General features: G+C 47.0%; 12 protein-coding genes. 4 read left to right on the top strand and 8 right to left on the bottom strand.

Annotated features, from left to right (window positions below):
• Positions 1 to 5 precede the first annotated feature (5 nt).
• Entirely contained in the window at positions 6 to 1,547 is a 1,542-nt protein-coding gene (locus BS19_RS00860; RefSeq protein ID WP_038172710.1) for a SpoVR family protein, read from the top strand.
• A 35-nt stretch (positions 1,548 to 1,582) separates the two neighbouring features.
• Here the strand turns inward: BS19_RS00860 and kdsB are convergent, their stop codons facing one another.
• Genes kdsB through BS19_RS00885 form a run of 5 tightly spaced genes read right to left on the bottom strand, consistent with a single transcriptional unit; the run spans position 1,583 to position 7,194 of the window.
• Positions 1,583 to 2,335, bottom strand: coding sequence for a 3-deoxy-manno-octulosonate cytidylyltransferase (kdsB, locus tag BS19_RS00865; protein ID WP_038172712.1), 753 nt, complete (start codon positions 2,333 to 2,335; stop codon positions 1,583 to 1,585).
• Positions 2,335 to 2,514, bottom strand: coding sequence for a Trm112 family protein (locus tag BS19_RS00870; protein ID WP_038172714.1), 180 nt, complete (start codon positions 2,512 to 2,514; stop codon positions 2,335 to 2,337). Before BS19_RS00870 ends, kdsB begins: the two co-directional genes overlap by 1 nt.
• The gene (gene lpxK, locus BS19_RS00875) at positions 2,495 to 3,505 is read right to left on the bottom strand and encodes a tetraacyldisaccharide 4'-kinase (protein ID WP_038172716.1); all 1,011 of its coding nucleotides are present in this window, start codon (positions 3,503 to 3,505) and stop codon (positions 2,495 to 2,497) included. Before lpxK ends, BS19_RS00870 begins: the two co-directional genes overlap by 20 nt.
• A gap of 2 nt (positions 3,506 to 3,507) precedes the next feature.
• Positions 3,508 to 5,256 carry a lipid A ABC transporter ATP-binding protein/permease MsbA gene (gene msbA, locus BS19_RS00880; protein ID WP_038172717.1) on the bottom strand — a complete coding sequence of 583 codons (1,749 nt, stop codon included), beginning with the start codon at positions 5,254 to 5,256 and terminating at the stop codon, positions 3,508 to 3,510.
• Between the two features lie 33 nt (positions 5,257 to 5,289).
• Positions 5,290 to 7,194 (bottom strand): DNA internalization-related competence protein ComEC/Rec2, encoded by a 1,905-nt coding sequence (locus tag BS19_RS00885; protein WP_245609242.1) that lies wholly within the window; start codon positions 7,192 to 7,194, stop codon positions 5,290 to 5,292.
• Positions 7,195 to 7,538: 344 nt separating this feature from the next.
• On the opposite strand from BS19_RS00885, the gene BS19_RS00890 reads away from it, so the two are divergent.
• Entirely contained in the window at positions 7,539 to 8,069 is a 531-nt protein-coding gene (locus BS19_RS00890; protein ID WP_038172721.1) for a DUF2062 domain-containing protein, read from the top strand.
• A 100-nt stretch (positions 8,070 to 8,169) separates the two neighbouring features.
• On the opposite strand, the gene lolE is transcribed toward BS19_RS00890, so the two are convergent.
• From lolE to lolC, 3 genes are read right to left on the bottom strand one after another with little or no spacing between them, the layout of a single operon-like run.
• Complete coding sequence (gene lolE / locus BS19_RS00895) at positions 8,170 to 9,414, bottom strand: lipoprotein-releasing ABC transporter permease subunit LolE (RefSeq protein ID WP_038172724.1); 1,245 nt, start codon at positions 9,412 to 9,414, stop codon at positions 8,170 to 8,172.
• Positions 9,415 to 10,101: a lipoprotein-releasing ABC transporter ATP-binding protein LolD gene (gene lolD, locus BS19_RS00900; RefSeq protein ID WP_038172727.1), complete on the bottom strand. Its 687-nt coding sequence runs from the start codon at positions 10,099 to 10,101 to the stop codon at positions 9,415 to 9,417.
• Positions 10,094 to 11,302, bottom strand: a complete 1,209-nt coding sequence (lolC, locus tag BS19_RS00905) for a lipoprotein-releasing ABC transporter permease subunit LolC (RefSeq protein WP_038172729.1) — start codon at positions 11,300 to 11,302, stop codon at positions 10,094 to 10,096. The genes lolD and lolC overlap by 8 nt, the downstream gene beginning before the upstream one ends.
• A gap of 179 nt (positions 11,303 to 11,481) precedes the next feature.
• Between lolC and BS19_RS00910 the strand changes: the two genes are divergently transcribed.
• Both BS19_RS00910 and mfd read left to right on the top strand, forming a co-directional pair.
• Positions 11,482 to 12,048: a PilZ domain-containing protein gene (locus BS19_RS00910; RefSeq protein WP_038172731.1), complete on the top strand. Its 567-nt coding sequence runs from the start codon at positions 11,482 to 11,484 to the stop codon at positions 12,046 to 12,048.
• 8 nt (positions 12,049 to 12,056) lie between these two features.
• A complete protein-coding gene (gene mfd / locus BS19_RS00915) occupies positions 12,057 to 15,518 on the top strand; it encodes a transcription-repair coupling factor (protein WP_038172733.1) in 3,462 nt (1,153 codons plus the stop codon).
• Positions 15,519 to 15,555 lie beyond the last annotated feature (37 nt).

Here is a 15,555-nt window from a genome sequence, read left to right on the forward strand (position 1 = left end):
GCGGTATGACAACAACCAAAACGAAAAAGCCGACGAAGAGCAAAGCATTGCCAGATGGTCCAGATTGGACATTTGATCTACTCGAGCGTTACCACGTTGAAATAAAACGAGTCGCGGAGCACTACCGTTTAGATAGCTACCCCAATCAAATTGAGGTGATCACTTCTGAACAAATGATGGATGCTTATTCAAGTATCGGTATGCCCATCAACTATAACCATTGGTCATTTGGTAAAAAGTTCATTCAGACCGAACAAGGCTACAAACATGGTCAAATGGGTTTAGCTTATGAGATTGTGATTAACTCCGATCCTTGTATTGCCTACTTGATGGAAGAAAATACTGTCACCATGCAGGCCTTAGTGATGGCCCATGCTTGCTACGGCCACAACTCTTTCTTTAAGGGCAACTATCTGTTCCAAACTTGGACCGATGCAAGTTCTATCATTGATTATCTGCTGTTCGCCAAGAAGTACATTGCAGAATGTGAACAAAAATACGGTGTTAAGGAAGTCGAAGAACTGTTGGACTCCTGTCATGCATTAATGAATTTTGGCGTGGACCGTTACAAACGACCTGAAAAAATATCTATCGCTGAAGAAAAGTTACGCCAAGAAGAACGCGAGAGCTATTTGCAATCACAGGTAAACGATTTGTGGCGCACAGTTCCTAAATCGAAAGTCGAAGCCGAGAATGAAAAAGCTCGTTTTCCTTCAGAGCCGCAAGAGAACATTCTCTACTTTATTGAAAAGCATGCGCCTTTGCTTGAATCGTGGCAGCGTGAGATAGTCCGTATTGTACGAAAAGTGAGTCAGTATTTTTATCCGCAGAAACAAACCCAAGTGATGAACGAAGGTTGGGCAACATTCTGGCACTACACCATACTGAATCATCTTTATGACGATGGGCTTGTGACAGACAGATTTATTCTGGAGTTTTTACACAGCCATACCAGCGTCGTCGCGCAACCTCCATACAACAGTCAGTACTTCAGTGGTATAAACCCTTATGCGCTAGGTTTTGCTATGTTCCAAGATATTCGTCGTATTTGTGAAAATCCGACCGATGAGGACAGAGAGTGGTTCCCCGATCTTGCAGGAACCGATTGGCTAGATGCGGTGCACTTTGCCATGCAGAACTTTAAGGATGAAAGTTTTATTAGCCAATATTTGTCACCAAAAATCATCCGTGACTTTAAGCTGTTTGCCATCGTAGACGATGACCGCAAGAACTTTATCGAGGTCAGTGCCATTCACAATGATGTCGGCTACAAAGCAATACGCGAAAAATTAGCCGCGCAGTATAACTTGAGTAACTTAGAGCCAAACATTCAGGTTTACAATGTCGATGTGCGCGGCGATCGTTCGCTAACCTTGCAGTATGTGCCACATGATAGGATCCCTCTTGACGACAGTTACGAGCAAGTGCTTAAACACCTTTATCGTTTATGGGGTTTTGATGTCGTACTTGAAGAAGTCAAAGAGACCGGGCGTCGTGAAATTCTTGGGGCGTGCCCAAAACGTGGCGACTATGACGCTAAAATCTAATATGACGAGAAAGGCCCTAATGTAGGGCCTTTGGTTTATTGGTTGGCGATAATGTTTCTAACTACTTCTAGGTCTTCAGGCGTATCTACGCCGGCGGCTGGTGCTTGTTTGGCCACCGCCACATGAATTTTTTCACCGTACCAAAGTACACGTAGCTGCTCTAAGCACTCAATTTTCTCAAGGGCGGTTGGCTGCCAGTTGATGTACGTATTAATAAAACCTGCGCGATAAGCATAAATGCCGATATGACGCATCAGAGGCTGCGCAATGACTTTATCGTTACTCGCAAAATTATCACGATCCCAAGGAATGGTTGCGCGGCTAAAGTACATCGCATAACCGTCTTTATCCGTTAACACTTTCACCGCATTGGGGTTGAACACTTCGGCTTGATCGGTAATTTCCACCGCAAGTGTTGCCATCGGCGCTTGGCTGTTGGCCAAGTTTTCCGCCACTTGACTAATAATGCTTGGTGGAATCAACGGCTCATCTCCTTGAACATTGACGATAATATGTTCGTCAGGTATGGCCATCTTTTTTACCACTTCGGCCAAACGTTCAGTACCAGATTCATGATTAGGTGAAGTCATACAAACTTGGCCACCAAACCCTTTCACTGCTTGCTCTACTCGATGATCATCCGTCGCGATGATGACGTTTTGTGCTCCCGCTTGAATGGCTTGGGCGTAGACCCACTCAATCATAGGCTTACCACCAATGTCAGCAAGAGGCTTACCAGGTAACCGCGTTGATTGGTAACGCGCCGGAATAACAACAGTAAATGACATTACCTGCCCTCGTCCATGCTCACTTTGCGCGCTTCAGGCTCTAAAAGTACGGGAATGCCTTCTTTAATCGGGTAAGCGAGGCGATCAAATTTACACACAAGCTCTTGCTTATCTTTATCAAATGTGAGTTTGCCTTTACATATAGGGCAGGCAACAATCTCAAGCAGACGGTGATCCATACTTTTCCTTAACCTCTTTTATCTTATTGAGAATCCGCGATTGGTCGAGCTGGCTAAACTGCGCAGTGACAGGCAGGTACCACCAATTATCTTTCGCGTAATTCGTACATTTTACGGCATCTTTCTCTGTCATGATGAGATGCTTACCTTTCGCCGCCAAAGCATCTAACTGTAACGGTTCAAAATCTTTATGATCGGCAAAGCCTTGAGTGTATTTCAGATCCGCACCAAGTTGTTCGAGCGTATTAAAAAAGCGCGGCGGATGACCAATTCCTGCCATGGCAACCAGGCCTTCATCTAACTCAGTCACATCAACTTGCTGACCTGTCACCATGTTAACCGCTTGGGTCGGCGCAAGTGTCATCGCAAGCTCGCCATCTTCGGCTTGACCACCGTTAGTAATGACCAAGTCGACTTCTAGTAATCGTTGCACCGGTTCACGCAAAGGTCCAAGTGGAAGCAGTGATTGGTTGCCAAAGCGACGTGCACCATCAACCACAACAATTTCAACATCTCGCTCTAACGCATAGTGCTGTAATCCATCATCAGTAATAATGATATCAACACCCAAAGGCAGTAACGCTTTGACTGCATCACTTCTTTGAGGCGAAACAGCCACTGGCGCTGAGGTACGTTTGTGTATCAGCTTAGGTTCGTCACCACAATGTTTGGTTGATGTATCGTGGCTTACCGTTAATGGATAACTCGGTGCCTTGGCGCCATAGCCGCGTGAAACTACTCCTGGTCGGTAACCTAGCTGTTGTAATTGCTCCACAAGCCAAATTACTACCGGGGTTTTACCATTGCCACCAGCGGTAATATTGCCTACCACCACCACAGGAACAGGCGCCCGATAGGTCGGTTTTGCTCCGCCTTGATACTGACGTCGACGTGCTTGACTGATCACAGCAAACAACTGGCTTAGCGGCCACAGAAGTGGCCATAACAGGTATTTTAACGGCGAATTCTCAAACCAGATCTTCTCAATCAAGGTTAAGCACCAAACTGAATACGATGAAGCTGGGCGTATGCGCCATCTTTGTTAATTAACTCACTATGACTGCCGCGTTCAACAATTTCGCCTTCATCTACGACTAATATTTCATCCGCACTTTCGATGGTCGACAGACGGTGAGCAATCACCAATACTGTTTTGTTTTTCTGTAACTCATCGAGTGCTGATTGAATCGCTTTTTCTGATTCGGTATCGAGCGCAGACGTTGCCTCATCTAAAATTAACACTGGCGCATCACGCAGCAAAGCACGAGCTATCGCAATCCGTTGACGTTGCCCACCAGACAAACTGGCACCATTTTCACCGATCACGGTATCTAAACCCTTATCCATCGATTCGATAAAGTCCATGGCGTGAGCCAAACGCGCGGCATGTTCGATTTGTTCACGACTGTACTTTTCTGTCGCTGCGTAAGCGATGTTATTAGCAATGGTATCGTTAAACAGATGAACGTTTTGCGAAACCAACGCAAAATGGGAACGTAAATTACTTAAGGTGTAATCACGAATATCGTGCTCATCAAGGTAAATTGCCCCTGTGTCGACGTCGTAAAAACGGGTAAATAAATTCGCAATGGTACTTTTACCCGAGCCCGAGCGGCCAACCAAAGCGACGGTTTTACCTTGAGGAATTTTGAAACTGACATTATTGAGCGCTGGCTTCTCTTTACCTGCATAAGTAAAGGTCACATCTTTAACTTCAATATCGCCGCGTACTTTGTCAGTTTGGTACTTGCCATTGTCTCTCTCTGTATCCAAATCCATCAGAGCAAACAAAGTTTGGCTAGCTGCCATACCACGCTGAAAATCTGAAGTGACGTTAGTTAGTGCTTTAAGCGGGCGCATAAGGCCAAACATCGCCGAGAAAACAACCGTAAAAGTACCAGGAGTTAGTTCGCTACGTATTGAGTCAACGCTGGCTAAAAACAGCACCACGACAAGAGCAATCGAAGCAATCAACTGGATCACTGGGTTTGCGATAGCTTGCGCTGCAACTAGCTTCATCGACTGTTGACGCATTTGGTTACTTACGTTGTCAAAGCGCTCTGTTTCAACGTGCTGACCGCCATAGCTCAAGACCACTTTGTGACCCTTTAACATCTGCTCAGCGGAAGAGGTGACAAACCCCATCGTTTCTTGCATGTTTCTAGAAATCTTACGAAAACGCTTAGAAACAACACCAATACCCCATGCCACAAGAGGGGCGACAACGAACAAGACCAAGGATAGCTCCCAGCTATTCCAGAACATCAGCACTAATAAGCCAACGATACTTGCCCCTTCACGTACAATACTGACCAAGGCACGGCTGGTCGCACCTGCCACTTGCTCAGAGTCATAAGTAATGCGTGATAGTAATCCGCCTGCCGACTCTTTATCAAAGTAGGACACTGGCATATGCATAAATTGGTTAAAGATGGCTCGACGCATCTTCATGACAACGTTGCCCGATACCCAGCTAAGGCAGTAGGTCGAGACAAAGCCACTTAGCCCGCGTACCACCATCATACCGAAAATAATAAAAGGTAAGATGCGTAAAAAGTTCGATTCTGCATCGCCAAAGCCTTCATCGAGAAGTGGCTTAAGCAAAGAAACCATGTAGGTATCAGCCACCGCATTGATAATCAATGCAACAACCGCGACCGCAAGACCTGCTTTGTATAAGCGGATGTAGGTCCACAAGCGTTTAAAGGTTTGCCAAGTAGTTTCGTCTTGATTCAGAGACATAGAAGTGCTTATTTTTCTTTTACAATATAGTCTCTATTCTACTCGGTTACGCAGCATCTGCCTATACCAAGTATTCCCTTTCACCGCTCTCATCGTAGTCAATGTGTAATGATCCGAATAGAATTTAACCGTTATCTGACCATGGCTTCCCGTATCAAGCAATCTAGAACCTTGCTGTTGATAGCGCTCGACGACTTGCTTATTCGGTAGATCCCAGCGGCCATCTTTTGCGGTCGAGACTAACGCTATCTGCGGATTAACCGCTTTGATAAAATCGGGCAACGAGGAAGTTCGACTGCCATGATGAGGCACGGTCATGATCTCGGCATCCAGTGAGGCTTCCCCTCGGATCAACAACCATTCAGCAATGGCTTCGACATCACCAGTCAAAAGAAGGCTAAATCCACTTTGACTCTCTGCGATTTTTAATACACATGAGTGAGGGTTAAAGGCTCGCGCTACCCTTGCCGGCGGCCATAGAGCGTTAATTGATAGCCTGCCCCATTGCCAACTTTTTCCTTGCACGCAAGTGATGTTGCCCGTGTTGACTTGGCTGGTCATAATATCATTCGGTGACCAACGCTGTGAAAGGTGACCAAAACCACCTGCATGGTCATTATCAAAGTGACTAATCGCCAACCAATCCACCTCTTTTACGCCATATTTAACCAGATAAGGTGTTAACACTTGCTCGGCAATACTCGAGTCATTCCAGGCCGCGCCTGTGTCGTACAGTAAAACACGTTGCTCTTGCCGAATCACCACCGCTAAACCGTGTCCGATATCCATCATCTCAAGCACCCATAACGGTTTCGCCCGCCAAGGTTGACTCAAGATCAGTAAGATACACAGTACAATCGCGACAGCTTTGATTGCGAGAAAAGGCATTAGCGCGACTAGCAGCACTGCCCCACTAAGCCAGTACAACTCGTGATGCGAAAGCTCCCACCAGCCCCAATTCGAATGCTCTAATGCCCAGTCTAGCGGCACAAAAAGCCAATCTAAGCCAATCCAAAGCCAAGACAGTGAGTCACTCAACAGCGATGCAGTGGTTGCAACGAATAGCCAAGGGATGACCACCCAACTAAACCAAGGTACGAAGACTAAGTTATAAACTACCGCCGCAACGCTTACCCCCTGATACAACCAACTGACCAAGGGTGCCATAGCTATCACAATCACCATTTGCGCAAGGAGCAACTTAGCTAACCAGTGCCACCCCTTAGGGCAAAGCGCAATAAACACAAACACGCAAGCGACGGCATACATTGACATCCATAAACTGGCACTGACCACAGAAAAAGGCGCGATAAACAGTAACGCAGCCAAAACCAGCAACCACTTAAACGGATAAGATAAATTCCCGCCACGCAGTTGCACGCAACATAATACGATGCACATCAAAAGCGCTCGCTGGGTAGGGATGGAAAACCCCGCCAGCCAAGCATATGTCGTCGCCAAAGCCAAACCTGTTGCCATTGGTAACCAAACCCAGCGTGGAAAAAGAGCAAACAGCACTAGACCCATCAGCCAACCCAAAGAGAAAGCAATTCCAATATGCAAGCCTGAAATTGCCACAAGGTGACTTAAACCGCTCTGTTTTAATTGCTGCCAAGTTTGAGAAGAGATATCGCTACGAAGACCAAACAATAAGGCTTGGACAAATGCTTGATGCTCGGTGTCTGCCGAAGCACGCTTGACGCTGTCAATCAACTGAGCTCGTCGATTTGTCCCACTCACCACATAGAAACTTCGCTTTGTATTAATGGATGCTTGACCAACAAGGCCAGTTGCAAGCGCATACTGTTCACTATCAAAACCGACTTCATTAACAACCCCGACAATTGGACGCAGTGTCACATCAGCAGAAATTATCTGTTGTGGAACCAGTGCTATCGGCGCTGATAGCTTAATTTTTGCGCGCGCACCAGTGGTCAACGTTTGTCCGTTAATTGATCTAACTATAACTATGCCGCGAAAGCCGAATTTTATTGGTGTAAAAAAGCTGTCAACCTCAGCAGTTATGCTAATATCGTCCCCTGCTTGGAAAAGTGTTTCAGTTTGAAAACGTATAAAATTACCATGCGCTAATACGACAACACACGCTAAAGCTAACCCAACAAAACCTCTCAATCTCCTATACTTGAAGGTCATCACTAAGATAACCCCGGCATAAAATAGGTAGCGCCAGTCTGGCAGTATCGGCCAGAAGGGACTGGTGGCAACCAGTGCAGAGAATGAGATTAGCGTCCAATAATGTAAGTAGAGAGTCATATTTACCGATGCCAAGAAAATTCATAAAACGCTTTATGCCTGACCACGAAAGAATTAAGCGTCAAAAGGCACTAAAGATTTTTGGCAATGTGCTATACAACCCTAACCTGTGGTGTTTGAACCGTCGTTCTGCCGCTGGGGCTTTTGCCGTGGGTCTTTTTATGGCTTTCGTTCCTCTGCCAAGTCAAATGATTATGTCAGCCGGGCTTGCGATCGCGTGTGGGGTTAACCTGCCCCTATCCGTGGCGTTAGTTTGGGTCAGTAACCCTGTCACTATGCCGGTGCTGTTTTATTTCGCGTACAAAGTTGGCGCTTGGGCGATGCATACCCCGCCACAGCATTTCCACTTTGAGTTATCGTGGGAGTTTTTACTTCATCAAATGAGCACGATTGGTCCGCCGTTTTTACTCGGTTGTCTGATCTGTGGCATTGTGGCAGCGATGTTGGGTTACTTTGGCATCACAGCATTGTGGCGCTATTCGGTGGTCAGAAGTTGGCAAAAACGTAAGATCAGAATAAGAAATCTGCTCAAAAAATAAAAATTACGTTGCTCAGTTTCCGAGCCAATGATGGGCATGATGTAAGACAGATGTCAGGTAGAAATGAAAAAGGACCGAATGGTCCTTTTTTAGTCTTGGATTATTTTGCGCTCAGCACTGCGGCTGGATTAAGCCGACTTGCCCGAGAGGCAGGATACCAAGTCGCCATAAGGCTAAGACCGATAGCCGTCGATGAGACGAGCACCACATCCACCCAAGCGACCTGCGAAGGTAAGAAGTCGACAAAATAGATATCACCGGATAAAAACTGGTGACCTATAAGCTGCTCAAGCGCTGAGATCATTGGCGTGAGATTAAGCGCAACAACCACACCGATAACGCTACCAGCAATACTGCCTAAAACACCGGAAAAGACGCCCTGCCAAACGAAGATCCGCTTCACTAAACCATCGCTTGCTCCCATGGTGCGCAAAATAGCAATTTCGCCCGCCCGATCTTTTACCGCCATCATCAAGGTCGATACGATATTAAAGCTTGCGACGCCAATCACTAACACCATGACGAGATACATAATAGTGCGTACCAGTTGAATATCACGATAAAGGAAACCGAACTTCTGCTGCCAACTACGCAAATAAACATAGTCATTGAGCGTGTTACCAGCCTCGCGAACAATTTGCGTCGCTTGCAGCACATCCGTCACCTTAACCGCCACTCCAGTCACTCCTTGCCCGAGTTTGGCGTAGGACTGAGCGTCTGCTAATGGAATCAATGCCAAGTTATGGTCGATTTGCCCGTTGAGAGTTAATAAGCCCGCCACTTTTACTCGCACTCGTTTCGGTGCTTGCACCTTAGTCGTTGGCCCGTTAGTTGGGATCATCAGCGTCAGGTAATCGCCCTTATCCACATTAAGCAGGTCAGCCACACCTTGACCTAAGATGACTTGCTGATTTCCGGCCTGAAACGTCGACCACACCTGCGGATCAATAAATTCACTCAGGCTGGAAACGCGACTTTCAGCACTAGGGTCGATGCCTCTGACTTCAAGCGCTTTAAGTTGAGTGCCTTTTTCAGCCAATGCGGTGAGCTTTACAAACGGCGCCGCTGCATCGATCTTTGGATGCTTTTCTAGCTGTGAAATCACCGATTGCCAATCAGTTAACGGCCCTCGAACCCCTTCAAATTCACCATGAGAAATAACCGAAAGTACGCGATTATTGAGCTCACGTTCAAATCCATTCATGGCAGACAAACCAATGATGATCACCGCGACCCCAACGGCAATACCCAGTGTCGATGAAAGCGCAATAAATGACACCATTTTGTTACGCTGTTTCGCACGACTGAAACGTCCACCAATAAGCAGTGACAAAGACGACAACATTTAGCGACCCTCGACATTAATCAACAAACCGTCTTGCATATGCAGTTGACGATCCATCTTCGCGGCCAGCTCTCCATCATGAGTCACGACTAAAAACGCCGTTTGTGACTCTTGGTTTAACTCGCGCATCAAATCATAAATCGACAATGCCGTTTTATGATCAAGGTTGCCAGTTGGCTCATCGGCTAACACCAGATCGGGGCTATTCACCAGCGCTCGAGCAATCGCCACACGCTGACGTTCTCCGCCAGACAATTCAGACGGACGATGTTCTAAACGATGACTTAGCCCTACCTTGTCGAGCAGTTTTTTGGCCGCCTGTTTAGCCACATTGACTTTAGCACCGCCAATCAGCAGTGGCATCGCCACATTTTCTATGGCGCTAAAATCAGCAAGGAGGTGGTGAAACTGATAGACAAAACCAAGATGCTGATTGCGCAGTTTTGCCTGATGATTGGAGCTTAATGTCGATAGGTCATGACCTAAAAAGGTCACGTGTCCATCGGTTGCATCATCAAGCGCACCCAAGATATGCAGTAAAGTACTTTTCCCTGATCCCGACGTACCAATGATCGACACCAAATCGCCACGCTCTAGACCAAAGCTAACTCCTTTGAGAACCTGTGTATCGAAGGCACCTTCACGATAGGTTTTACATATATTGTGACACTGGAGAAGGTTACTCATATCTTAAAGCCTCAGCTGGTTTAACGGTGGATGCACGGTAAGAAGGAAACAAAGTCGCGGCAAGGCTTAGCGCAATCGCCAACGCGATAACAATAGCGATCTGAATGGGGTTTATCATAATAGGCAGCTCCCCCCCAACAGAAAATAACACCACGCCCATGCTCTCAAGCAGCTGATTAAGGTTATTCGCCAGCGCAATTCCCAAGCCGCCGCCAATTAGAGCGCCAATCACACCGCTACTCGCCCCTTGAACCATAAAGATTGCCAGTACTTGCCTGTCTGTCATCCCTTGCGTTTTTAAAATTGCCACTTCAGATTGCTTCTCCATCACCACCATAATAAGCGCAGAGATGATATTGAATGCGGCAACACCGATAATCAGACCAAGCATGAGCCCCATCATGTTTTTTTCCATCCGCACGGCCTGAAATAGTTCACCACGCTGATCGCGCCAATCTTGCCATGTCCAGCCATCGGGCAAAGGCTCATTACTTAAGTCCGACACAACGAATGGGTCATTAAAAAACAGCCGCCAGCCTGTCACTTGATCGTTTTTCATCCGCATCAATTTAGCCGCATCTTGTAAATGGGTCAGCATCAGTTGCCCATCAACATCAGAGCCGGTGTTATAGATACCCGCCACCGTGAATAAGCGCTGACTTGGGATTCGACCCAGCGGGGTAAATTGACTGGCGCTGGTTACCATCAAACGAACCTTATCGCCAAGCGATACGTTCATTGAACGTGCCAAGGTATGTCCTAAAAACAGTTGATATTCACCCGCTTTTAGATTGGAGAGTTGCCCGGCAATCAAATGTGTTTCGAGCGGATCATGTTGTGACGGCTGAATACCCAATAGTAAACCGGCACTAAGTTGGCTCGGGCTTTGGATAATCGCTTCACTTTGTACCACAGGTTCAGGCATACCTGCGTTCGACATTTGAGTGATAAAGTCAGGGGGTGTCGCTTGCAATGCGGTGTTTCCGGAGTCTTGTGAAATAATCGCTTGCGGCAATACACCAAGGATACGCCCTTTGAGTTGGGCCTCAAAACCGTTCATCACCGACAACACCGTGACCAAAGACATCACGCCTATGGTGATGCCCGCCGTTGACATGTAGGAAACAAAGCGACTAAATCTATCACCGGAGCGCCCACGCAGGTAACGCAAGCCAATGAAGGTGGAGACAGGATGAAACATAGTAGCAACCAAATATGCAGCCAAAAGACCTAATAATGGCGTTTACTCTACCGATTAATTCCGGGCACGTGTAGTGTTTAATTGCCAATTGATGGTTAAAATATGGAATAAACAAAGGGATAGCTTGATTACTTGACTGGTATAACGATAATCAATGCTATAAGCACAAGGAATCACACATGTCTGACCAAGAATTCTTTACCGTTAATCACACCATGACCGTCAATATAGAAGCCTTGGCTAACGATGTGTCCTTACCCAGTTTCGAAAAGTTTGAAAGTGAGATTCCGGCGCCCTTTATCGTCGCCAGTGAATTTAGTCACCTTGATCTTCTCAATGACAGCGCTCGTAATGAATTGAAAAACAGCGAATTTAAACATGTTATTCAACTTCTCGATACGCAAAACTCGAAACTCAACCTGCTACTTACTTTCATGTTGTCCCAACAAGATGATGAGAAACAGCGCTGCCAAACACACTCTTTTGGTGCTAGTCAGTTCACCTATGTGTCGGATCATAATCTCCACCCTGCGACTAAGGTGCGCGTCAAAATGTTTCTAGATCACCCTGCAGCCGCTATTTACTGCTATGGTCATGTGGTAAAAGTCGACCAACACGATGACGGACACTTAATTACCATCAAATACGATCTTCTGCGTGATGTTGACCAAGATTTATTGATCAAAGCGGCCCTGTTCCAACAACAAAAACTGTTACGTCAACGCTCACTCGATCGCAACAAATAAAATAGATTATGCCCAATACATCATTACTCACTCTGGCAGCCGCTCATGGCGCTGGAGACAAAAAACAAATTGGTAACCTTCATGGCGCGGCTCTTGCGTTGGCGATCGCTGAAATTGCTGATGCGCATGCAGGGCATACCTTGCTGGCGGTTCCTGATCCACAAACAGCACTAAAACTGCAGCAAGAAATAGAGCAATTTACCGCGCAAGACGTCGCGCTGTTTCCTGATTGGGAAACGCTGCCCTACGATAACTTCTCGCCACACCAAGAAATTATCTCGGATCGTATTTCGCGTCTCTATCAACTTCCGACCCAAGCCAACGGCATCACAATTGTACCTATTAGTACATTGCTGCAACGCCAGTCGCCACGCGAGTTTTTGCTACAGCACACACTAATGGTCAAAGTCGGCGACCTGTTTTCGCTCGAGAAACTGCGCCTCCAACTGGAGAAATCCGGCTACCGTCACGTCGACCAAGTTTTTGGCCCTGGCGAGTATGCCAGTCGTGGTTCTATTCTCGATCTATTTCCTATGGGTTCAGATGCACCCTATCGCATCGATTTTTTTGATGATGAAATAGATACGATTCGTACCTTTGATCCCGAGAATCAACGCTCGATTGAAGACACTCAACAAATACGCCTACTGCCGGCCCATGAGTTCCCGACCACTGAAAGTGCCATTGAAGATTTTCGTATTCGTTGGCGCCAACGCTTTGAAGCGCGTCGTGAGCCTGAGTCGGTCTATATGCAAGTATCCAAAGGCACCTGGCCTGCTGGTATCGAGTATTGGCAGCCGCTGTTTTTTGAGCAAACCGAAACTCTGTTTGACTACATTCCCGATAACAGTCAGTTGGTGACCGTAGGGGACATTGAAACGGCCATTGATACCTTTTTGACCGATGTTGACTACCGCTACGACCAGCGCAAAATTGACCCACTTAGACCACTTTTGCCCCCACACGAACTGTGGTTAAAGAAGGACGAGCTGTTTAGTCACTTTAAACCTTTGCCGCAAAGTCAGCTGTTTATCGACCCGATTAGTGAAAAACAAGGCCGTAGCAACCTTGAACTCTCGCCGCTACCTGACCTTGGCGTTCAACATCAAAACAAAGAGCCGATGGCAGCCCTACGTCAGTTCAGCGAAACCTTTAGCGGAAAAATCGTTTTTTCTGTCGAGTCAGAAGGTCGCCGTGAAGCTTTGCTAGAGCTGTTGCAACGAATCAAACTCAGACCCGAATCCGTCGAGAACTTTGCTCAGGCGTTAAGCGCTAAAGAGAAGTTCAGTTTAATACTCGGCGCCGCAGAACACGGTTTTGTCTACGGCAATGATCACATCGCTCTTATCTGTGAAAGTGATTTGCTCGGCGATCGCGTCATTCAAAAACGGCGCAAAGACCGCAAGAGCACCAACAGTGACGCGGTGATCCGTAACCTCGCGGAGCTAAAACCAGGCCAACCTGTTGTCCACATTGATCACGGTATTGGTCGCTATATTGGTCTACAAACCCTTGAAGCCGGTGGCATGACCACGGAATACGTGACGCTCGAATACCAAAATGACGCCAAACTGTATGTTCCGGTCGCCTCGTTAAACTTAATCAGTCGCTACTCAGGGGGCGCGGAAGATGGCGCACCATTGCACAAACTCGGTGGTGAAGCTTGGACAAAAGCGCGTCGTAGAGCGGCAGAGAAGGTGCGTGATGTGGCCGCTGAATTACTCGATGTTTACGCCAAGCGAGAGATAAAACCTGGCTTCAAATTCATGCTCGACCGTGGTCAATATGCCACCTTCAAAACGAGCTTCCCATTTGAAGAAACAGACGATCAGGCGATGGCCATTAATGCCGTGCTGTCTGATATGTGCCAAGCCAAAGCGATGGACCGTTTAGTCTGTGGTGATGTTGGTTTCGGTAAAACGGAAGTGGCGATGCGCGCCGCATTCGTAGCCACCGATAACGACAAACAAGTTGCGGTCCTCGTTCCAACCACCCTGCTTGCTCAGCAACACTTCGAAAATTTTCGCGACCGTTTCGCTAACCTGCCAATTCGAGTCGAGGTTCTGTCTCGTTTCAAATCAGCCAAAGAGCAGAAACAAGTCATGCAAGATATTGAAGATGGCAAAGTTGATCTTGTCGTCGGCACGCACAAGTTGCTGTCAAACGATATCAAGTTTAAAGATTTGGGCCTGCTCATTGTGGATGAAGAACACCGTTTTGGTGTGCGTCAAAAAGAGAAAATGAAAGCAATGCGTGCCGATGTGGACATTCTCACCCTAACGGCAACCCCAATACCACGAACCCTCAATATGGCGATGAGTGGCATGCGCGATCTGTCGATCATTGCGACGCCACCAGCGCGCCGTCTGGCGATAAAAACCTTCGTTCGCCAACGTGATGACGCCGTGGTGCGCGAAGCGGTTCTGCGAGAAGTTATGCGTGGTGGCCAAGTTTACTTCTTGCACAATCAAGTCGAAACCATTGATAAAATAGCGGCAGATTTAGAAAAACTCATTCCGGAAGCGCGCATCACAGTGGCTCATGGACAAATGCGCGAGCGTGAACTTGAGCGCGTGATGAATGACTTCTATCACCAGCGCTTTAACCTATTGGTGTGTACCACGATTATTGAAACTGGTATCGATGTTCCGACTGCCAATACCATTATCATGGACAGAGCAGATAACCTTGGCTTGGCTCAACTGCACCAATTACGCGGCCGTGTAGGTCGTTCACACCACCAAGCTTACGCCTATTTGCTGACACCACACCCTAAGGCGATGACCAAAGACGCGATTAAACGCCTCGATGCTATTGCCTCACTCGAAGACTTGGGCGCCGGTTTCACTCTCGCGACTCACGACCTTGAAATCCGTGGCGCAGGTGAACTGCTCGGCGATGAACAAAGTGGTCAGATTCAATCGGTCGGGTTCACTCTCTATATGGAAATGCTCGAACAAGCCGTTGAAGCTCTTAAGCAAGGAAAAGAACCATCATTGGATGAGTTGTTACGTGACCAGACGGAAGTCGAGATGCGGGTTCCCGCGTTATTGCCCGACGACTATATCCCTGATATTAATACCCGTTTATCTATGTACAAACAGATCGCCAGTGTCAGCAGCGAACAAGAACTGGCTGAACTTAAGATTGAGCTGATTGATCGCTTTGGTTTACTTCCCGATGCAGCCAAGAATTTACTGTCTGTTGCACAACTAAAACTTACGGCAGCAACACTGAAAGTGAGAAAGGTTGAAGCGCACGATAAAGGTGGCTTTATCGAATTCTATCCAGATGCTGACATTAACCCGATGTACTTAGTTAAACTATTGCAATCTCAGCCACAAAAATTCGCGATGGATGGCCCAACTAAGTTCAAGTTTACGATACCATTAGTTGATAGACGTGAGCGCATTCAGTTTGTGAATGACATGTTGGCAGAATTCCAGCAAAATCTATTACCTAAGGCTTAGAAAGTCCACCAATTAACTTAAAGGTGCAATGCACCTT

Origin of the sequence: Vibrio pacinii DSM 19139 (genome assembly GCF_000711795.1) — a bacterium.
Classification (GTDB): domain Bacteria; phylum Pseudomonadota; class Gammaproteobacteria; order Enterobacterales; family Vibrionaceae; genus Vibrio; species Vibrio pacinii.

Coding starts and splice junctions, on each gene's coding strand:
- BS19_RS00860 (WP_038172710.1), top strand. CDS start 6: ATGACAACAACCAAAACGAAAAAGCCGACGAAGAGCAAAGCATTGCCA.
- kdsB (WP_038172712.1), bottom strand. CDS start 2,335: ATGTCATTTACTGTTGTTATTCCGGCGCGTTACCAATCAACGCGGTTA.
- BS19_RS00870 (WP_038172714.1), bottom strand. CDS start 2,514: ATGGATCACCGTCTGCTTGAGATTGTTGCCTGCCCTATATGTAAAGGC.
- msbA (WP_038172717.1), bottom strand. CDS start 5,256: ATGTCTCTGAATCAAGACGAAACTACTTGGCAAACCTTTAAACGCTTG.
- BS19_RS00890 (WP_038172721.1), top strand. CDS start 7,539: ATGCCAAGAAAATTCATAAAACGCTTTATGCCTGACCACGAAAGAATT.
- lolE (WP_038172724.1), bottom strand. CDS start 9,414: ATGTTGTCGTCTTTGTCACTGCTTATTGGTGGACGTTTCAGTCGTGCG.
- lolD (WP_038172727.1), bottom strand. CDS start 10,101: ATGAGTAACCTTCTCCAGTGTCACAATATATGTAAAACCTATCGTGAA.
- lolC (WP_038172729.1), bottom strand. CDS start 11,302: ATGTTTCATCCTGTCTCCACCTTCATTGGCTTGCGTTACCTGCGTGGG.
- BS19_RS00910 (WP_038172731.1), top strand. CDS start 11,482: ATGTCTGACCAAGAATTCTTTACCGTTAATCACACCATGACCGTCAAT.
- mfd (WP_038172733.1), top strand. CDS start 12,057: ATGCCCAATACATCATTACTCACTCTGGCAGCCGCTCATGGCGCTGGA.